Origin of the sequence: Shewanella sp. SW24 (genome assembly GCF_025653395.1) — a bacterium.
Classification (GTDB): Bacteria; Pseudomonadota; Gammaproteobacteria; order Enterobacterales; family Shewanellaceae; genus Shewanella; species Shewanella oncorhynchi.
In genome coordinates this window covers 158252-177121 of sequence record NZ_JAKKSH010000001.1, presented here as the reverse complement: position 1 = coordinate 177121, position 18870 = coordinate 158252, and the positions used below count along the sequence as shown (strand labels likewise).

Here is an 18870-nt window from a genome sequence, read left to right as displayed (position 1 = left end):
CAGCCAACCACAAGCGCCACCCTAGGGTGGCGCTTGTATTTTGATGCTTTTTACTTTTATTGCTTACTCACGTACAAAATGGTGACTTAGCTAAAATACCAAACTAGGCCGACAGCGCACTGAATGGCTGGATTTGAGCCTGAGTATGAGCGTTAGTATGAATTTGAGTCTTGTCGTTGATTTGCACTTGAGTTTGAAAATGAACATTCATCTGCGTCAACGCCATCGGATCTAAGCTTAAAAACTGCTTTCCGGCACTCAGCCCCGCATGATAATCATGGCGTAAATCCGCATCGGTACTGCCCAGCAATTTACTTTGCAAATTTTCAGCAGCAAAAATCTGCACTATCTCCACATCCTCTGGCGGATTAGCGATGAAATCCAATTCATCCTGATAGGCTTGTTCGTGCTGCACTAAGTAATCTATGGTTTTCGGACAAAAGCCAGAAACACAAATCCAAGATTTTAATTTGTGAACCCAAGCCGATTGCGCCTGAAAATCCTCGCTCACAGTACGGATCACCACAATTTTGCGGGCACCACGACGATAGGCCTCACGCACAGGTAAAGGCGCTGCTAAACCGCCGTCGAGATAAAAATCACTATCAATACCTTCGCTTAATGCAGTGCCATGATCAGAGGCGCTGTTATCAGAAGCGTTATGATTAGCCGCGCCGTTATTAGAAGCCTTGTCGCTATTACAGGCGCGGTCACTCAGCCAAGGCGTGAGTTTCACCCCTTGTTTATACAAAAATGGTAATGCGCTAGAAGCTTTTAGCAATTCGCGCCACTGGCTTTTACTGCTTGGACTTAAAAAATAACCTTTGCGATCACTGGCATTCGTAGTTGTGATCAGTAACTGCCGATGACCGAGTGAGGCTGCCGCCGCGTTAAGATCTAATTTAAACATCCCTTGTCGAGTCTGCTCAAAATACCAATCTAAATCGACTACATTGCCGCCGACTAACCCGCGACCAAGTCGATAGAAACGTTTATGGCGCGATAAACCGCGGATTAAGCGTTTGGCATACCCCTTTTGGCGGGCCAAAAAACTGCTGAGATTCTGTGAGCCTGCTGAGGTACCGATAAACAAATCAAAGGGATCGAATCCGCCATCAAGCCAAGCATCGAGCACGCCTGCGGTGAATATACCGCGCTGACCACCACCTTCTGCAATCAGGGCCACCTGTGGGCTAGCGTTAGATTGAGGGTCTTTGGAGGCTAAGTGGCTGACGGCGTGCATAGGAAAACCTTATCGAATAATTCATATAAGGCGAGTCTAAACAAGCTGAATCAGAAATGATAACGGATAGAAACTATCATCTTAATAGATAAAAACTATTAAGATGATAAGTCACACAAGGTTAATCCATGCTCAAGGCACGAATACAGACAGAGAGCTACGGCGGTTATTCGCGCAAGATTAACCCATTCGCTCCAGCTTGCTCATCATCCTTAACGAACAAGCTATTTTTACATCAATGCATTAAAACTTATGACTCAGTTCAAGCGTGATATTACGCGGCTCACCGGGGAAATGGCCATTACGCTCGCTAAAACCACTGACGGCATATTCTTTATCGAAGATATTTTTAAGATTTAAGCGAACTTGAGTTTGATCCCACTGGGTCGTCCAGCTCATGTCAAAAATCGTATGGGGCTTCACCGTTTGGCCATCGAGGCTGAACTGTTCACCCACGTAATCCATGCCAAAGGCAATCGCCGAATCGAGTGCATTGATATCGTAACGGGTCCATATCCCTGCTTGATGGCGTGGCGCATTGGCAAAGTGCTTACTATCAAACGTATTGGTTAAACTGTCGTTCGTTACCCCTTTAACCACTTCGGTCTCGTTATAGGCATAGTTTGCCGTGACGGTCAGGTTATCGGTTAAATCCCCCACCAGCGTCCATTCAAGGCCTTGACTGTGTACTTCACCCAAATTAAGTAAAGCGGGAATACCATCGTCATCGCCAGTATCTAAAGGGTTAGCTTGGGCGACATTTTGTTTTTCAATACGATACACAGCAAGCGTGGTCATAAACTGGCCATCAAGCCATTCATTTTTCATCCCAAGTTCAATTTGATTGCCCGTTTCTGGATCGAGGAAACCGTCACCAATATCTTCAGCTTGATTGGTTAAAGATGCTGGATTGAAGCTCTCTGAGTAATTCAAATAAAAGGACATTGAATCGATTGGACGATAATTAAGCCCTGCTCTTGGCGTTATCGCGTTATCGCTGAAAGAGAACCCGGTATTTTTATCATAATCATCAAACTGGCTAAAACGCAAACCAGCAATCAATGACCACTGTTCATTAAAGTGCAGATGTTCCTGTACATAAATGCCGTAACGGTTAGCGCGGGTACCATCGGTATTTTTATCCTTCAAGTTGTAACTATTAGGGTTGGTTTCACCATAGTTAAGGTCAAAAATATTCAGGTTACCAACACCATCTTTATCAGTCGCCAATTTGTACTGATATTCGGTTTCGACATAGTGATAGTCGCCGCCGAACAGGAATTCATGTTCAAAACCTAAAGCATCGAATGCATAGACAAAATCATTGGTTAAACTGATTTCATCATTAGCCCGTACTTGAACTCGGTATTCACGCTTAATGGTGCCATCACCCATAATGGGCTTTTTATTGGCATCTAAGGTCGCCCAACCTCTCGATTCATGATATTGCTGCGTCGAATCATTATTCAGATAACGGATCTGAGTCTTGACCGAGAAATTATCGGTAAATTGATGATCGAGAATCGATTGCAGCACCAGTGCATCCATCTTCTGGAAGTCACTCTTCTCATTGGCATTATAGGATGGCGCAACCAGGAAGTTACCGTCATTATCGACAGGAACGCCGCGCAGTCGATTACCACCTAAATCCTGCTTAATGATATCGAAGGTGGTGGTGAGCTTAGTATCATCATTGATTTCGTAGAGTAACCCTCCGGCCACTTCGGCATTTTGGCTATCGGCATTATTGCGAAAGCTATCTTCCTGCTGATAATAAGCGCCAAAACGATAGGCGAGATTTTGGGTTAGGCCACCGGTGAAATCCAGCGAGCCCCCCATCATATCCTCGCTGCCCGTGCTTAAGGTCAGCTCTTTACTTTCAACAAAGGTCGGTTTTTTAGTGACATAGTTGATCATGCCGCCGGGTTCACCGCCGCCATAAAGTGCGGATGCAGGACCTTTTAACACTTCAACCCGCTGCACGTTAAAGAGTTGCGGCACAGAAAATCCCGAATAGGGATCGCCCCTTACCCCATCATAAAAAACGTTGGCATCGTCGCGGAAACCGCGAAAGGTCACGCCCGAATAACTAAACTCACTCACGCCCGCGATAGAGCGGTATAAATCGGTAATATTGCGCGCCGCTTGGTCGACGATTAACTGCTCGGTCAGCACTTGCACCGACTGCGGCAATTCCATCACATTAATCGCCGTCTTAGTGCCAACTGTCGTTTCTTTATCGACGTACATTTGCATTGCACGGCCATGGACAGCAATACGCTCAGGTGCTGCGAGTGTTATCTCCCCATCGGCCGCGGATTGAGTCGATGCAGGACTGGGGACTGGTGAGCTCGTAGACAAGGTCTGCTGTGGAGCCTCTTTATCGAGTACGATTTCAGCGGCAAATGCCGACTGATGTTGAGCGAGTGCAAGTGCGATTAATGAGTAGGCGAAACGAGTCTTCACAGAATGTCCCCAGCGCGAGCGCATAAAAATGGCATAAACCAAAGGGTTTACAAATGTATTCAAACGAATTGGCCGTCATTATAAAGAATGATTTACGAATGACAATAATTATCATTTGAATTTACACAATTGTGAAACGCGTTTAATAAATCATCGACATCAACCCACATAGTCCTTGTTATGTTTGGTTATGACTCAAACGAAAGAGAGCGCCAGTAACACAAACCTTCGATGGAAGTTTTAATTTGGAATGAAATAGAGACTCACAGCATCAAGCTGAGTATTTGTGTACAACCTAAGAAAAACAATAAGTTAAAAATTTAAACGATATAAAAATAAAAACCAGCGACAGTGCGCTGGTTTTTGGCTATTGTTGAGCTGTGCTTAAGCAAGGGCTTAACTCAGCCTATAAGGTGAATGCTTAAAAGATAGCTTCATCCAATTGAGTGAGCATTTCGCTCGCCTGCTCGATTTGCTTACGCAGACTGCGACCTTGCACCGCCCAGTAAGCCATGTAGAAATCGGCAGTTTTCAATTTGGCCTGATAAAATGCAGTTTCTTCGGTGCCCTGCTCCAGCGCCGCTAATGCCACCGCGGCACTTCTGGCCCACATCCACGCCAGCGCAGTCACCCCAAATAACTCCAGATAAGCCATAGAGGCTGCGCCGATAATGTCAGGATTGGTCGCTGCCTGCGAAGCTAAATAACCGCTAGCCTTTTGCAAATCACCCGCACAATCCATTAAACCACTCACGTAAGGTTGCATCGCCGCATTCGTGCTATGTGACTTAATAAACTCAGTCACTAACGCCGACCATTGCTGCATCGCCGCACCGCGGTCGCTAAGCAGCTTACGCCCCACTAAATCCAATGCCTGAATACCGTTAGTGCCTTCATAAATCAGTGCAATACGGCTATCACGCACAAATTGCTCCATACCCCACTCATGAATATAACCATGTCCACCAAACACTTGCTGTGCATCGACACAGGCATTAAAACCACGGTTAGTGATAAAACCTTTCACCACTGGCGTGAACAGTGCCGCTAATTGGGAGGCAACTTTGGCTTTTGCGGGATCGCTATGACGCTCAGCTTCATCGAGCCACAAAGCTTGTTGTCCAACTAAGGCTCTTGCGCCTTCATTGAAGGCTTTTTGCGAGAGCAACATGCGGCGCACATCGCCGTGAACCAAAATCGGATCGGCGGCTTTTTCGGGTGTTTTGGCGCCACTTAAGGCGCGGCTCTGTAATCTGTCTTTGGCATAGGCTAGCGCATTTTGATAGGCAATCTCAGAGACACCCAGACCTTGCACGCCAACGCCTAAACGCGCTTGGTTCATCATAGTAAACATGGCGCGCAGTCCTTGGTGCGGCTCGCCGACAAGCTCACCCAGCGCAGCTTCAAATACCATCACACAAGTTGAGTTACCGTGAATGCCCATCTTATGTTCAAGGCCACTGGCATATAAAGTGTTCGGTGCGCCTAAACTACCATCGTTATTCACTAATACTTTAGGCACGGCGAACAAAGATATGCCCTTCACACCTTCAGGTGCATCGGGCAAACGAGCTAATACGAGGTGCACTATGTTGTCGGTGAGTTGATGATCACCTGAGGAGATAAAAATTTTTTCGCCGGTAATAGCAAAAACGCCTTCAGATACTGGCACGGCTTTGGTGCGTAATAAGGCTAAATCAGTACCCGCGTGGGACTCGGTCAAGTTCATGGTCCCAGTCCATTCACCGCTAACCAGTTTACTCAAATATTTTTGCTTGAGAGCATCACTGCCGTGGGCATAGATGGCGGCATAGGCGCCATGGGTCAAACCGGGATACATGGCAAAAGCCATGTTAGTTGCCGTTTGTATCTCAGTGGCAAAAATCCCCACCACTTCGGGTAAACCTTGGCCGCCATATTCAGGGGAGCAAGTCAGCGTCGGCCAGCCATTATCAACAAACTGCCGATAGGCATTATCAAATCCTTCCGGTGTAATCACCTTACCATCGACCAACTTACAGCCTTGCAGATCGCCGACACTATTGAGCGGTAACATAACTTCAGTACTAAAGTCGGCCATACCTTGCAGGATCGCATCGACAAGATCTGGATCGATTTCATCGAATCCCTTGAGTGCATCTTGCTGATAAATATGTAACATTTCATCGAGGATAAATTGATAGTCGCGCAGCGGCGCTTGATAGACTGGCATAATCGCTTCCCTTTTCTTGTTAGACTGCAACTCAACTAAGTGATCTGACCACTTTGGTGCTCTGACCACTTTAGCTAAATCTGCCGAAAAAGAAAGCACCTCAGTATCCGCCACAGACTTTTGTTTACACAAACGAACAGCGAAACCGTAAATTGATCGCAACAAAGCCTTATGTTATCGCGGAAAACTTTGTAAGCTAACTGCCTGTTTTTCTGATATGCCAGCAGAGTTAAGGATATTGCTACTATGGGTTCTGTCACTACTAAAAAGCACGCCAACGGGCTCGATTATGTCGAAGTGAATACGGCGTTATGTCAGGCAAGAATTTTTTTGCAGGGCGCGCAAATAGACTATTTTCAACCCGTAGGCAAACCACCTTTGCTGTGGGTTTCATCGGCTGACGATTATCAACCCGGTAATGGGATCCGTGGCGGTGTACCCGTATGCTGGCCTTGGTTTGGTATGAGTAGTGAAGCGAACTTTCCCCAACACGGTTTCGCCCGTACACGTATTTGGGCGCTGGGATCGGTAGAAATGCGCAACCAGCTAGTAGATTTACGTTTTAGCTTAAAGATCAGTGAGCAAGATAAAATCTATTGGCCGCATAACACTGAGGTCAGCGTACTGTTTACCTTAGGCGACACCCTAAGCATTAGTCTTGTGAATACCAACTTAGGTACTGACCCCGTTACACTTACCCAAGCGTTGCACAGCTATTTTCCGATTGAGGATATCCACCAACTCAAAGCCAGCGGTTTTAGTGGGTCAAAATACATCGAATTTGCACAAGGGCCTTATCCGCAAACCACGGATGAAGTGCTGTTTGATCGCGAGACAGATCGTGTCTATACCGATCTCGGCCCAGTGCAGTTATTGCATACGCCGCAGGGGACAATCGAAGTCAGCCGTGAAAACAGCCAATCAGCGGTATTATGGAATCCATGGATTGAAAAGTCACAACGCCTGGGCCGATTTAATCCAGAAGATTATCTGACCATGGTCTGCCTAGAAGCGGCCAATGTATTAGAAGATAAAGTCGTGCTCGCACCAGGTGAAACCCACAGTTTAGTGACCCATATTTGCTGGAAAGACTAACGATTAAATATCCTAGCTCTTAATGTCCTAGTCAAAAACGATACAAACAAAAATGCCCAGTCCTATTTGCCAACGCAATCGAAACTGGGCATTTTTATCATTGCAAAACCTATCACTGCGAAACCAGAGTGTTTATCACTCCGAAACCAAAGTTTTATCACTACAAAACCTAAGTTGTTATAACGATGAAACTTAAGGTAAAACTTATTTCGCCGATTTCTCTAAGCGCGCCAGCAAGCTAGACGTATCCCAACGGTTACCGCCCATGCCCTGAACTTCTGAATAGAATTGATCCACCAAAGCGGTCAATGGCAAATGTGAACCATTACGGCGGGCTTCTTCTAAGGCTATGCCTAAGTCTTTACGCATCCAATCGACGGCAAAACCAAACTCATAGCTTTGGCCCCACATCGTCTTGTAGCGATTTTCCATCTGCCAGCTTTGCGCCGCGCCTTTGCTGATCACTTCAATGACTTTCTCGCCATCGAGTCCCGCTTTACGGGCAAATTGCAGCGCTTCTGCCAAACCTTGCACCACACCCGCGATACAAATTTGGTTCACCATCTTAGTTAACTGACCTGCACCAACCTCACCTAAACGCTCGGCGCAGCGGGCAAAGGCTTCAATCACGGGTTTAACACGCTCAAATACCGCTTCATCGCCGCCGACCATCACAGTCAAGGCGCCATTTTCGGCGCCCGCTTGTCCGCCCGACACGGGCGCATCGAGGAAATCAATGCCCTTTTCCGCTAACACTTGATGAAGCTCACGAGCGACATCGGCCGAAGCCGTAGTATGGTCAACCAGCACAGTGCCCTTTTCCATCCCATGAATAACGCCATCACTGCCGAATACCACTTCCCGCAGGTCGTTGTCATTGCCCACGCAAGTAAACACTATATCTTGACCCTCGGCCGCTTCCTTTGGTGTTGGACAGCAGCGACCACCATAGGTGTCGACCCAAGTTTGCGCCTTGGCAAAAGTACGATTATAAACAGTGACCTCATGGCCTTTGTTCAGTAAATGCCTCGCCATGGGATATCCCATTACGCCTAAACCAATAAATGCGACTTTTGCCATGAGCTGATCCTTAAATAGATAAACAAAATGAATCGATTCAAAATAGTGGCCGCAGTTTAACATCCATCAACGGTAACGTCAGAGTGAAATCGGAGCGAGTGATAAACGCACTTTTCGCTAGAAACAACAAAGGCGCCTTAAGCGCCTTTGCTGATTTAATTTATGGGGCTATTTCACCACATGGGCTTCCATTTCGGCGCCAATCTTTTTACGCATTTCCATCAAGCGCAGTGCTGAATCCCGCAAATGAATATCATGTTCCGTCTGTGGTATCCACTCAGGCACAGGCGTAGGTAAGCCATCTTCATCAACTGCGACCATGATCACAATACAATGGGTAGTGAGATGACGCTCAGAAACTTTAGGATCGCCCGCTCGCACATCGATACCGATATGCATAGAAGTTTTACCCGTATAAATCACTTTTGCGCTGACTTCAACAATATTGCCCACCAAAATGGGTTGCACAAAACGAATACCGCCCGCATAAGCAGTAATACAATATTTACCGCTCCAGCCCGCTGCACAGGCATAGGCCGCGAGATCGATCCACTTCATCACAGCGCCGCCGTGAACTTTACCACCAAAATTCACATCCGCAGGCTCTGACAAAAATCTCAGGGTACTTTGTCTATCTATACCAGCCATATAACCTCAACTTATTCAGCCACTGTGGCTCAATGTTTCGTGCAATAGGCTGAGTTTACGATAGAAAGCCCCATTAGCGTAAAAATAATTACGATTGACCTCGTCAAAAAATTCGATTTAACCAAAGTAGCTAATAAGCACGCAGCAAAGCAATAAACTCGGCAACGCTAAACGATAAATCCATAGCTGAAATTCACTACTGACGAAACGCGTACCCTTAGCAAAAGTGTAAACGCCTAAGCCAAACATAAAGAAACCCAGCACTTCGAGGCCCGAAGACATATTGCTATCGCCACCGACGTTAATCGCCGTCACCAATAAGGCAAACCAAACCACCACGTAAGCAGCGATTGCTAAGGTAAAAGTCTTGATCCCAATGTCCATGTTTGGATGCCACACTTTAAACTCACCACGGATCAATTCGGTTAGATTGGCAGTTAATGCGCCAATGAGGGGAACAAGCGGGATCACCGCGGGATTTAACATGACACACTCCATTAAGATTGAATATGTCTGTCATTATCTGTGGTCATTAGAATTAAACAAGCTTGATGAACAAATGTTAACACTATGGATATCATGCAGTTAGAAAGTGACATCTATCACAATAAAGCCATAAGATAACGGAGTTCAACTCACATGAGCAATGAATTTGCCCCATAAAAAATGCGCCCTCAGGCGCATTTTTTCACTGTTTTTTACACCATAAATGCGTGTTTTACACTTTCTTGAACAGTAATGAACCGTTAGTCCCACCGAAACCGAAGGAGTTACACAGAGCGTAATCCATCTTCACGTCACGGGCTGTATGGGCAACAAAATCTAAGTCACAACCTTCATCTGGATTATCCAAGTTAATGGTTGGCGGTACGGCTTGGTCGCGCAGTGCTAGCAAAGTGAAAATCGCTTCAACCGCACCCGCAGCACCTAACAGGTGACCCGTCATCGATTTAGTCGAGCTAACCAGTACTTTATAAGCGTGGTCGCCAAATACTGACTTAACCGCTGCCGCTTCCGCTTTATCACCAGCTGGCGTCGAAGTACCGTGGGCATTGATATAACCAATTTGCTCCAGTGATAACTTAGCGTCATTAATAGCATTGACCATAGCCGCCGCAGCGCCTGCTCCGTCACTTGGAGGCGATGTCATATGGAACGCATCACCGCTCATACCAAAACCGACTAATTCGCCGTAAATGGTCGCACCGCGCGCTTTTGCATGTTCGTACTCTTCCATCACCATCACACCAGCACCATCACCGATCACAAAACCATCACGGTCTTTATCCCATGGACGGCTCGCCGCAGTCGGATCGTCATTGCGTGTCGATAACGCTTTCGCTGCACCAAAACCTGCCACGCCTAAAGGAGAAGTGACATCCTCTGCACCGCCGGCAACCATCACGTCTGCATCACCATAGGCAATGGTACGCGCCGCGAAACCGATATTATGCACGCCCGTAGTACAAGCGGTCGTCACGGCAAAATTTGGCCCTTTCATGCCAAACATGATCGACAAGTGGCCCGAAATCATATTGATGATGGTACTAGGTACGAAAAAAGGAGAAACCTTACGCGGGCCACCATTCATCAATGCGCTGTGACCTTGTTCAATCAACCACATACCGCCCATACCCGCACCAATAGCAGTACCGACACGACCAGGGTTTTCTTTACTCATGTCCAGACCTGAGTCTTGGATAGCTTGGATGCCAGCCGCCATACCGTATTGAATAAAGAGGTCCATCTTACGGGCGTCTTTTTTCGTTACGTATTGCTCAACATCGAAATCTTTTACTGAACCACTGAAACGAGTGGTAAATTCACTGGCATCAAATTTGGTTATCGGTGCAATACCACTCTTACCCGAAAGCAAAGCCTTCCAAGTAGTATCGACAGTATTGCCCACTGGAGTTACTAACCCCAAACCGGTTACCACTACACGACGTTTAGACACGGCAGTCACCTTTAAATGCTAATTTGTTAATTTGTTAATTCAGATAGAGGACACAGGGTTTTCTATCATTAGACAATTTCTTAAATAACGTTTATTTAGAAAAATTCGCCAATCTGCGGCGAGCATCTCGTGGATAACAATTAAAACACGATCCAGAGACGATTGAATGGCACGGAGGCAGAATTTGACGGGGGTAAAACAAAAACAGGCGGCAAAAATGCCGCCTGTCTTCAAGAATTCAGAATTACTGATTCTTAGAAACGTAGTCGATCGCTGCTTGAACAGTAGTGATCTTTTCAGCTTCTTCATCAGGGATCTCGGTATCAAACTCTTCTTCCAGAGCCATAACCAACTCAACAGTGTCCAGAGAATCTGCACCCAGATCGTCAACGAAAGATGCCGCTGGCTTAACGTCTTCTTCTTTAACGCCCAGTTGCTCTACAATGATTTTCTTTACACGTTCTTCGATGTTGCTCATTAGTTTTCTTTCCTATTCAAATTACGCACTTGCGTAAGATTGCGAGTAGTTTATTAGATTTGGCTGACAATGCAAGCTTAGTTTTCGTGGTCTAACCACGAAATTTCACTATCAATTGATACAGATCACTACTCAGTTGCGACAGAAATCCCTGCCATTCGCCCTTAAACCATGTACATGCCGCCATTCACATGCAAAGTTTCGCCTGTGATGTAAGCGGCTGAGTCCGAGGCCAAAAAGAGCACTGCATTGGCAATTTCTTGCGCTTGCCCTAATCGTTCCATCGGAACCTGTGACATGATAGCTTTTTGCTGCTCTTCGGTCAGCTCATCTGTCATATCGGTCTGGATAAATCCAGGAGCGATAGCATTAACTGTAATTTGACGAGATGCAACCTCTCTTGCAAGAGATTTTGTAAATCCAATCAAACCCGCCTTTGCTGCCGAGTAGTTAACTTGACCTGCATTGCCCATGGTGCCTACCACTGAACCGATATTGATGATTCGGCCAAAGCGCTTTTTCATCATGGTACGCATCACAGGTTTTGACAGTCTAAATAACGATGTCAGGTTGGTGTCGATAATATCCTGCCATTCATCATCTTTCATCCGCATCAGCAGATTATCACGGGTTATACCCGCGTTGTTGACTAGAATATCAACATCACCCGCTTTTTCTTTGATCGAGGCGAATAAATGTGTAACAGATTCACTATCTGTGACATTAAGCACTAAACCAAAACCTTTGTCACCCAGATATTCTTGGATTGCCGCAGCGCCCTTCTCACTGGTTGCGGTTCCAATAACCACTGCACCTGCTTCGACCAGTGTCTCAGCGATCGCACGGCCAATACCGCGGCTCGCACCTGTCACCAAAGCCACTTTGCCTGTTAAATTCAGGTTGAAACTCATATAAACTCCTTACTCAGTTAATGCTGCTAATGAAGCAACATCATTAACCGCTTGGGCTGATAGTGATTTATTAATTCGTTTTGCTAATCCTGTCAATACTTTACCAGGACCACATTCCACCAGTTGGGTAATGCCTTTTTGGGCCATTAGCTCAACAGTTTCGCTCCAGCGGACAGGACAATATAACTGACGCACTAACGCATCTTTAATGTCATCAGCAGAGGTGGGTGATGCCACATCAACGTTATTAATCACTGTAATTGTTGGGGTATTAAACTGTACATCGTTTAATGCCACGGCCAGTTTATCCGCCGCAGGTTTCATTAATGCACAGTGTGATGGCACGCTGACAGGTAGAGCCACCGCCATTTTAGCGCCCGCTGCTTTACAAGCTACTGCAGCGCGCTCAACTGCGTCTTTTTGACCTGCAATGACCACTTGACCAGGACTGTTAAAGTTAACTGGACTCACCACGTCACCTTGAGCCACTTCGGCGCAGGCATTAGCGATACTCTCGTTGTCCAAACCGATAATCGCATACATAGCACCCGTGCCAGCTGGAACCGCTTGCTGCATCAGTTGACCACGTAATTCCACCAACTTAATCGCGTCTTTAAAATCCATCACACCAGCGCAAACTAAAGCAGAATACTCGCCTAAGCTGTGACCCGCGAGTATAGCAGGCATAGGTTTGCCTGAAGCCACGTAGGTACGCCAAATCGCCACGCTCGCCGCTAATAGGGCTGGTTGAGTTTTATCGGTTTCATTTAAGCTTTCAACAGGACCTTGCTGAACCAATGCCCACAGATCATAACCTAAGACGTCACTCGCCTCAGCAAAGGTTTGTCCAACAACAGCATGAGATTCGGCAAGCTCGGCTAACATGCCTAGGGCTTGTGAACCTTGGCCCGGAAATACAAAAGCAACATTTTCCATATTCAAATTACCTATGGCTAACTTAATTTATTGAAAAATCATGTGGAACACACATGTAGAACTTAGAAACGAATGAGCGCACTGCCCCACGCAAATCCAGCACCAAAGGCCTCAAGCAACAGTAATTGTCCGCGCTGAATACGGCCATCACGTACGGCTTCATCCAATGCAATGGGCACTGACGCGGCAGAAGTATTACCGTGTTTAGCTAAAGTCAATACGACTTTCTCAAGACTCATATCGAGCTTTTTAGCGGTAGCATTGATAATTCGGAAGTTGGCTTGATGTGGCACTAACCAGTCAATTTCTGACTTATCGATATTGTTAATGCGCAGCGTCTCAGTCACCACATGGGACAATTGAGTCACAGCCACTTTAAAGACATCGTTGCCTTTCATGGTCATAAAACCGACCGCTTCAGAAGTTTCGCCTTTACGTGGTGGGAAAGCGCATTTCAATAAGTCACCTTGGCGACCGTCGGCATAAATGTGGGTCGAAATGATCCCTGGTGTTTCGGATGCGCCTATCACAACCGCGCCCGCACCATCACCAAATAAAATAATCGTTGAACGATCTTCTGGCTCACATAAGCGAGACAGTACATCGGCACCAATCACTAATACTTTTTTAGCCGCGCCCGTTTTTACAAATTGATCGGCAACAGATAAAGCATAAACAAAGCCTGAACACGCCGCTGCGATATCAAAAGCTGGAATGGTATGCACGCCAAGCATGGCTTGAATTTCACAAGCTGCAGCCGGAAAAGCATTGGAAGCACTGGTGGTGCCGCAGACGATCATGTCTAAATCTGATGCTTCTATGCCAGCCATTTCTAGCGCTTTTAATGCCGCTTGGTAGCCCATAGTTGAAACGGTTTCATCGAAAGCCGCAATGCGACGTTCTGATATACCTGTACGTTCAACAATCCATTGGTCAGTGGTTTCCACCATTTTTTCCAAATCTTGATTGCTACGCACCTGCACCGGTAGATAACTACCAGTTCCGAGAATTTTTGTATGCATAAGGAGGGATCAGTTATTTATATCTAAAAGAATCGACTCCAAACGATCTTTTATCATTTCAGGGAGTCGACGTTGAGCTTCCGTTACTGCCAAACTAATTGCTTGTAAATAGGCAGTTTCATCCGCGTTTCCATGGCTTTTTACAACTATTCCGCGCAATCCTATCAGACTTGCACCGTTATAGTGGTCGGGGTTCATCTGACTAAGGACCGCCTGGATACGAGGGGCGATAAGTTTAGCCAGAAAACGAACGAATAAACCTTGGGTTAGTCCCCGTTTTAACTGATGTACTAATAACTTGGCAATACCTTCTGAGGTCTTGAGCGTGATGTTACCCACAAACCCATCACAAACAATCACATCCACATTACCGGAATAGATTTCATCCCCTTCGATAAAACCTGTGTAATTGATTTGTTCTGTGTGTTGCAGCAACTGCGCGGCTTGCTGAACTTGGTCATTACCTTTAATTTCTTCAACGCCCACATTGAGCAAGGCGACTTTTGGCCGAGATTTCTTATCTACCGCTTCGCACAGGACTGAGCCCATCACGGCAAATTGAAATAAGGTTTCAGAATCACAGGAAATATTCGCGCCCAAATCCAACAAATAAACCGGTTTTTGAGTCACCGCAGGTAAACAACTGACTAAGGCGGGTCGATCAACACCAGGCAAGGTCTTCAGCAATACTTTCGCCATTGCCATCAGCGCCCCTGTGTTACCGGCACTCACACACGCTTGTGCGCGGTCGTCACGCACTAACTCAATAGCCAATCGCATGGAACTGTTTTTACGTGTACGCAAGGCATGCACAGGCCTATCGGACATACTAACGACTTCATCGGTATGAATGATTTCTATGCGCGAAAGTAAACTCGCTTCGGCTTGACGTAGATAGACATCAATTTCAGTCTTGTCACCGACTAAAATGATTTTAAGAAAAGAATGTAATTGTAGTGCCCGCAAGGCTGCAGGCACCGTGACGTGGGGGCCATGATCACCACCCATTGCATCTAACGCAAGCGTCAGATTCGTCATTAGGAAACCAACAAATTACTTGTTGATTACCTTTTTACCGCGATAGAAGCCATCTGCAGTCACATTGTGACGCATATGGATTTCACCGCTGGTAGCGTCTACAGACAGCTGAGCAGTGCTCAGTGCGTCATGTGAACGGCGCATTCCGCGCTTTGAACGTGATTTTTTGTTCTGTTGTACAGCCATTGGCCTGTCTCCTCGATTACTTGCTCTTCAGTTTTTCTAACACTGCAAACGGATTTGGACGCTCCTCTTGAGCGGGTTCTATCTCGCCTACAACCATGTCTTTAGATCCCGCACTGCAATCAATTTCTTGATGCATTGGGATTATCGGCATAGCGACTATCAATTCATCTTCGATTAATTGATGTAGACGCACTTCGCCAATTTCATTGCACTCAATTGGGTCATACGCATCCGGGAGCTCATCGATTTCTGCTTTAGTCCGACATGGACCAAAACAAAACTCGACCGTAACCTCAGTGGTAAATAGTGTCATGCAACGTTGACATATCAGAGTGAGCTCCGTCACAGCCTTCCCTTTCAGGTAGACTATCCCCTGTAAATCTACGCCACATTCAAGCGACACTGCCACATCGGAACAGTCGCCGGCACATAACTCAGTTAATCTTTTCAGTTGCACACCAGGAACAACGCCCTGATAAACTAGGCGACTCGAGGCGGCGCGAAATGGATCAATTGAAACCGGTATCTTTACTGTTTGCATAAGGCGCGCATATTATAGTTTGAAAACGCTAGAGTCAAAGAAAAAATGCTAACTTAAGTCCCAGTTTGCGACTTAAGCCTTTCCCCTGCCCCAACATTGAAATTGACGGAAGCGAAATAGTACCCAAGCATGGGACCGCATACAAGCGCAAGCCGCCTAAAATAGTCGCATTCATTGAAAAGAAACCGTAAAAGACGAAACTCTTGCACTCTCTCGCATTGATTGGTCACAATATGAGTCATTCTTTTGCGGATATCTCATTATGCCAACCCCATTAATCTTAGCTTCGACGTCTGTATATCGACAATCTTTACTGCAAAAACTCGGGTTACCCTTCGAATGCTGCAATCCTAATATTGACGAAACGGCGTATCTCGAAGAATCGGCCCATGCTTTAGTGCTGCGATTAGCCAAAGCAAAAGCCGTCGCGGGAGCAGAACAATTCCCCGATGGTCTGATTATTGGTTCCGATCAAGTTGCCGTCATTGATGACAAGATTATCGGTAAACCCCATCATTTTAATAATGCCGTCGCGCAGCTCACTCAAGCCTCAGGCAAGGCCATCACCTTTTATACTGGTCTTGCACTCTATAATGCCAAAACTGGCGCTATGGCCGCTGAGGTTGACCCCTTTACGGTTCATTTTAGGCACCTTAGCCATGCGCAGATTGTGGCTTACATTGAAAAAGAAGAGCCTTATTATTGCGCGGGGAGTTTTAAGAGCGAAGGTTTAGGTATCGCGTTATTTACAGCGCTCGAAGGGCGCGATCCCAATACCTTAGTTGGCTTACCACTGATATTACTGACGGAAATGCTGTTAGCCCAAGGTGTAGACGTTCTCGCTTAACCGTTTGCCAAGGCTTTGCTCTGTTTATTGAATCGATGACGCGCATCAAAAATACCGGGCTACAGAGTCGTTTCATCGACGAAAAGATGAGACGTAAATAAAAGTGATAAGGAAGTCTCATGCGCAGCGGCATGTATTGCCGCTCCAGCATTAAATAGCAGTGTTAGAGGTATTGCAGTAATTGCTTTGGTGAATCTATCAAGGCGATAGGTTTTGCCCGCAGCAACTTTTCAGCACTGTGAGCGCCATAGGTCACACCAACGCTATCAATCCCTGCATTGGCCGCCATGGTTAAATCCAGCAGAGAATCACCCACCATTAAGGCTCGGTTCGGGGCAATATTCAATTCTTTCAGCAAGCTTGAGATCATTTCAGGATGGGGTTTGCTGTGCACTTCATCAGCGCAGCGTGACGCAACAAAGTATCGACCTAAGCCTGTTTGCTCAAAGACGCGATCAAGTCCCGCACGGGCTTTACCAGTTGCGACGGCTAACTTATAGCCTTGGCTATGCAAGTCATCAATTAACGCTGGAGTTTGCACAAACAAGGGCGTTGGCGTGGTGTCTAAATGCAAATATTGTACTTTAAACTCGGCGCGCATCTGCTGATATTGATCATTTTCGCCTTGGCTGAATGCATTTTTAGAATGTAGAGGCTGAGAATATACAGAAGAAGCGCTGCAATTAAGCCCCTCAGGGAACAGGACTCGCAGCGCTTCTGTCATAGAAAGACCAATAATATCGCGAATGTCACTTTCAGTTGGGATAGGTAACTGCAATGCCTTAGCCATATTTTCAATACAAGTGATAATTTTACCGATGGAATCCATCAGAGTGCCATCCCAATCGAAAATCACTAAATCGTATTGCTTTATCTTCATCCTTGAAACCTATCCCCGTCGATTACGCACGCTTTAACTTATCGAGTAATTGCGATAAATTTTCATCTAAAGGCGCTGAAACCCGCATCACTTCATCATTTTCTGGATGAATGAACATCAATTCTGCGGCATGTAAAAAGAGTCGAGTTAAGCCTAAAGACCGCATGCTATCATCAAACCCTTGCTCACTGTACTTATCATCACAGGCGATAGGATGACCGGCAAATTGGCAATGCACCCGAATTTGATGAGTACGTCCAGTGACAGGGCTTGCCTTCACTAAAGTACAGCCTTGATAGCGCTGCATAATTTTAAAGCGCGTTTCTGAAGGTTTACCCTCAGCATTAACACGCACAATGCGCTCACCGGATTTGAGGGTAATTTTCAATAAAGGCTGTTTAACGGCTTTATCTTGAGCAGACCATTCACCTTTAACTAAGGCCAAATAGTCTTTCTGCATCTTTTTATACCGAAGCTGATCATGCAGATGTTTAAGCGCGCTACGCTTTTTCGCCACCAACAACACGCCCGAAGTATCTTTATCGAGACGATGTACTAGCTCTAAAAACTTTTGTTGAGGACGCAGTGAACGCAATGCTTCAATCACACCGTAATCGACTCCACTACCACCATGCACTGCAATGCCAGCAGGTTTATTCAGCACGATCAAATGATTGTCTTCATGCAAAATACGATCTTCGAGTTGCGAGACTTTACTTAAGTTCGCCGATGGTGCGGTACGGTTATCTGGCTCTGCCACGCGGACTGGCGGAATACGTACTATATCGCCAATCTGCAACTTGTACTCGGGTTTGATGCGTTTTTTATTAACTCGAACCTCGCCCTTGCGGACAATGCGATAGATCATGCTTTTCGGCACGCCCTTCAGCTTGGTCATTAAGTAGTTATCGATACGCTGTTCGAAGTGATCTTCATCAATCGTGATCAACTGAACCTGTTGTGGGGTGGATTCTATATTCATGATGCGCCATCTAATTATAACGGCCGCCATTGTACAACAACTGAGAAGAATTGTGCCTTTCCATTGCTGAATTTTTTGATTATTGCTATATTTCACCAGCGATTAGGGATAAGCCGTGAATAAAGTGTTCACAACGCCCCGATCCCAAGCGGAAAATTTAACGGATAAAAAAACATTTTCTTGATAGCAAGTCATTGATTTGCGAATCGTATAATAAGTAAAAATACCATAAATGCGTTTTTTACGATTAAATCGAGAAAGTCGCCTTACTTTAATAAGGTTTACCCTAGGTTTTCCTCCCCGATTTCGAAGGATATTTTAACTTGTCGTCAGACAAACCGATTCGAC

The 18870-nt window shown here is 46.0% G+C and carries 18 protein-coding genes; 2 read left to right on the top strand and 16 right to left on the bottom strand.

The annotated features are described in order from the left end of the window. Positions 1-103: 103 nt before the first annotated feature. The 3 genes from L5M17_RS00795 to L5M17_RS00785 all read right to left on the bottom strand — a co-directional run bounded on the left by L5M17_RS00795 (position 104) and on the right by L5M17_RS00785 (position 5921). Positions 104-1243, bottom strand: coding sequence for a patatin family protein (locus L5M17_RS00795; protein WP_198572251.1), 1140 nt, complete (start codon positions 1241-1243; stop codon positions 104-106). Positions 1244-1486: 243 nt separating this feature from the next. Further along, positions 1487-3733, bottom strand: a complete 2247-nt coding sequence (locus L5M17_RS00790; protein WP_263144831.1) for a TonB-dependent siderophore receptor — start codon at positions 3731-3733, stop codon at positions 1487-1489. A gap of 397 nt (positions 3734-4130) precedes the next feature. Then, on the bottom strand, positions 4131-5921 hold the full coding sequence (locus L5M17_RS00785; protein WP_263144829.1) for an acyl-CoA dehydrogenase C-terminal domain-containing protein: 1791 nt from the start codon (positions 5919-5921) through the stop codon (positions 4131-4133). A 246-nt stretch (positions 5922-6167) separates the two neighbouring features. On the opposite strand from L5M17_RS00785, the gene L5M17_RS00780 reads away from it, so the two are divergent. Continuing rightward, a complete protein-coding gene (locus tag L5M17_RS00780) occupies positions 6168-7016 on the top strand; it encodes a D-hexose-6-phosphate mutarotase (RefSeq protein WP_173245456.1) in 849 nt (282 codons plus the stop codon). A 204-nt stretch (positions 7017-7220) separates the two neighbouring features. On the opposite strand, the gene L5M17_RS00775 is transcribed toward L5M17_RS00780, so the two are convergent. The 11 genes from L5M17_RS00775 to yceD form a co-directional block, all read right to left on the bottom strand. Further along, positions 7221-8096, bottom strand: a complete 876-nt coding sequence (locus L5M17_RS00775) for an NAD(P)-dependent oxidoreductase (protein WP_263144560.1) — start codon at positions 8094-8096, stop codon at positions 7221-7223. A gap of 168 nt (positions 8097-8264) precedes the next feature. Next, positions 8265-8744: an acyl-CoA thioesterase gene (locus L5M17_RS00770; protein WP_105252855.1), complete on the bottom strand. Its 480-nt coding sequence runs from the start codon at positions 8742-8744 to the stop codon at positions 8265-8267. A 117-nt stretch (positions 8745-8861) separates the two neighbouring features. Continuing rightward, a complete protein-coding gene (locus L5M17_RS00765; protein WP_263144557.1) occupies positions 8862-9230 on the bottom strand; it encodes a hypothetical protein in 369 nt (122 codons plus the stop codon). 232 nt (positions 9231-9462) lie between these two features. Continuing rightward, the gene (fabF, locus tag L5M17_RS00760; protein ID WP_006087466.1) at positions 9463-10701 is read right to left on the bottom strand and encodes a beta-ketoacyl-ACP synthase II; all 1239 of its coding nucleotides are present in this window, start codon (positions 10699-10701) and stop codon (positions 9463-9465) included. Positions 10702-10945: 244 nt separating this feature from the next. Continuing rightward, positions 10946-11179 carry an acyl carrier protein gene (acpP, locus tag L5M17_RS00755; RefSeq protein WP_006081231.1) on the bottom strand — a complete coding sequence of 78 codons (234 nt, stop codon included), beginning with the start codon at positions 11177-11179 and terminating at the stop codon, positions 10946-10948. Positions 11180-11343: 164 nt separating this feature from the next. Then, entirely contained in the window at positions 11344-12090 is a 747-nt protein-coding gene (gene fabG / locus L5M17_RS00750; protein ID WP_006081230.1) for a 3-oxoacyl-ACP reductase FabG, read from the bottom strand. Positions 12091-12099: 9 nt separating this feature from the next. Further along, positions 12100-13026, bottom strand: a complete 927-nt coding sequence (gene fabD, locus L5M17_RS00745) for an ACP S-malonyltransferase (RefSeq protein WP_173245461.1) — start codon at positions 13024-13026, stop codon at positions 12100-12102. 62 nt (positions 13027-13088) lie between these two features. Then, on the bottom strand, positions 13089-14048 hold the full coding sequence (locus L5M17_RS00740; protein ID WP_263144550.1) for a beta-ketoacyl-ACP synthase III: 960 nt from the start codon (positions 14046-14048) through the stop codon (positions 13089-13091). A 9-nt stretch (positions 14049-14057) separates the two neighbouring features. Continuing rightward, complete coding sequence (gene plsX / locus L5M17_RS00735; protein ID WP_028760370.1) at positions 14058-15086, bottom strand: phosphate acyltransferase PlsX; 1029 nt, start codon at positions 15084-15086, stop codon at positions 14058-14060. Between the two features lie 15 nt (positions 15087-15101). After that, a complete protein-coding gene (gene rpmF / locus L5M17_RS00730; protein ID WP_006081226.1) occupies positions 15102-15272 on the bottom strand; it encodes a 50S ribosomal protein L32 in 171 nt (56 codons plus the stop codon). 16 nt (positions 15273-15288) lie between these two features. After that, positions 15289-15813, bottom strand: coding sequence for a 23S rRNA accumulation protein YceD (yceD, locus tag L5M17_RS00725; RefSeq protein ID WP_028760371.1), 525 nt, complete (start codon positions 15811-15813; stop codon positions 15289-15291). Positions 15814-16075: 262 nt separating this feature from the next. Here yceD and L5M17_RS00720 point away from each other — a divergent pair, with 262 nt between their 5' ends. Further along, positions 16076-16660, top strand: coding sequence for a Maf family protein (locus tag L5M17_RS00720; RefSeq protein WP_263144546.1), 585 nt, complete (start codon positions 16076-16078; stop codon positions 16658-16660). Positions 16661-16823: 163 nt separating this feature from the next. Here L5M17_RS00720 and L5M17_RS00715 read toward each other — a convergent pair whose 3' ends face one another. After that, on the bottom strand, positions 16824-17540 hold the full coding sequence (locus L5M17_RS00715; protein ID WP_263144544.1) for an HAD family hydrolase: 717 nt from the start codon (positions 17538-17540) through the stop codon (positions 16824-16826). Between the two features lie 22 nt (positions 17541-17562). Then, the gene (gene rluC, locus L5M17_RS00710) at positions 17563-18522 is read right to left on the bottom strand and encodes a 23S rRNA pseudouridine(955/2504/2580) synthase RluC (protein WP_049821723.1); all 960 of its coding nucleotides are present in this window, start codon (positions 18520-18522) and stop codon (positions 17563-17565) included. Between the last annotated feature and the right edge of the window lie 348 nt (positions 18523-18870).

Coding starts and splice junctions, on each gene's coding strand:
- L5M17_RS00765 (WP_263144557.1), bottom strand. CDS start 9,230: ATGTTAAATCCCGCGGTGATCCCGCTTGTTCCCCTCATTGGCGCATTA.
- L5M17_RS00715 (WP_263144544.1), bottom strand. CDS start 17,540: ATGAAGATAAAGCAATACGATTTAGTGATTTTCGATTGGGATGGCACT.
- yceD (WP_028760371.1), bottom strand. CDS start 15,813: ATGCAAACAGTAAAGATACCGGTTTCAATTGATCCATTTCGCGCCGCC.
- fabG (WP_006081230.1), bottom strand. CDS start 12,090: ATGAGTTTCAACCTGAATTTAACAGGCAAAGTGGCTTTGGTGACAGGT.
- L5M17_RS00790 (WP_263144831.1), bottom strand. CDS start 3,733: ATGCGCTCGCGCTGGGGACATTCTGTGAAGACTCGTTTCGCCTACTCA.
- L5M17_RS00775 (WP_263144560.1), bottom strand. CDS start 8,096: ATGGCAAAAGTCGCATTTATTGGTTTAGGCGTAATGGGATATCCCATG.
- L5M17_RS00795 (WP_198572251.1), bottom strand. CDS start 1,243: ATGCACGCCGTCAGCCACTTAGCCTCCAAAGACCCTCAATCTAACGCT.
- fabD (WP_173245461.1), bottom strand. CDS start 13,026: ATGGAAAATGTTGCTTTTGTATTTCCGGGCCAAGGTTCACAAGCCCTA.
- L5M17_RS00720 (WP_263144546.1), top strand. CDS start 16,076: ATGCCAACCCCATTAATCTTAGCTTCGACGTCTGTATATCGACAATCT.
- rluC (WP_049821723.1), bottom strand. CDS start 18,522: ATGAATATAGAATCCACCCCACAACAGGTTCAGTTGATCACGATTGAT.
- L5M17_RS00785 (WP_263144829.1), bottom strand. CDS start 5,921: ATGCCAGTCTATCAAGCGCCGCTGCGCGACTATCAATTTATCCTCGAT.
- rpmF (WP_006081226.1), bottom strand. CDS start 15,272: ATGGCTGTACAACAGAACAAAAAATCACGTTCAAAGCGCGGAATGCGC.
- L5M17_RS00780 (WP_173245456.1), top strand. CDS start 6,168: ATGGGTTCTGTCACTACTAAAAAGCACGCCAACGGGCTCGATTATGTC.
- L5M17_RS00770 (WP_105252855.1), bottom strand. CDS start 8,744: ATGGCTGGTATAGATAGACAAAGTACCCTGAGATTTTTGTCAGAGCCT.
- acpP (WP_006081231.1), bottom strand. CDS start 11,179: ATGAGCAACATCGAAGAACGTGTAAAGAAAATCATTGTAGAGCAACTG.
- L5M17_RS00740 (WP_263144550.1), bottom strand. CDS start 14,048: ATGCATACAAAAATTCTCGGAACTGGTAGTTATCTACCGGTGCAGGTG.
- plsX (WP_028760370.1), bottom strand. CDS start 15,086: ATGACGAATCTGACGCTTGCGTTAGATGCAATGGGTGGTGATCATGGC.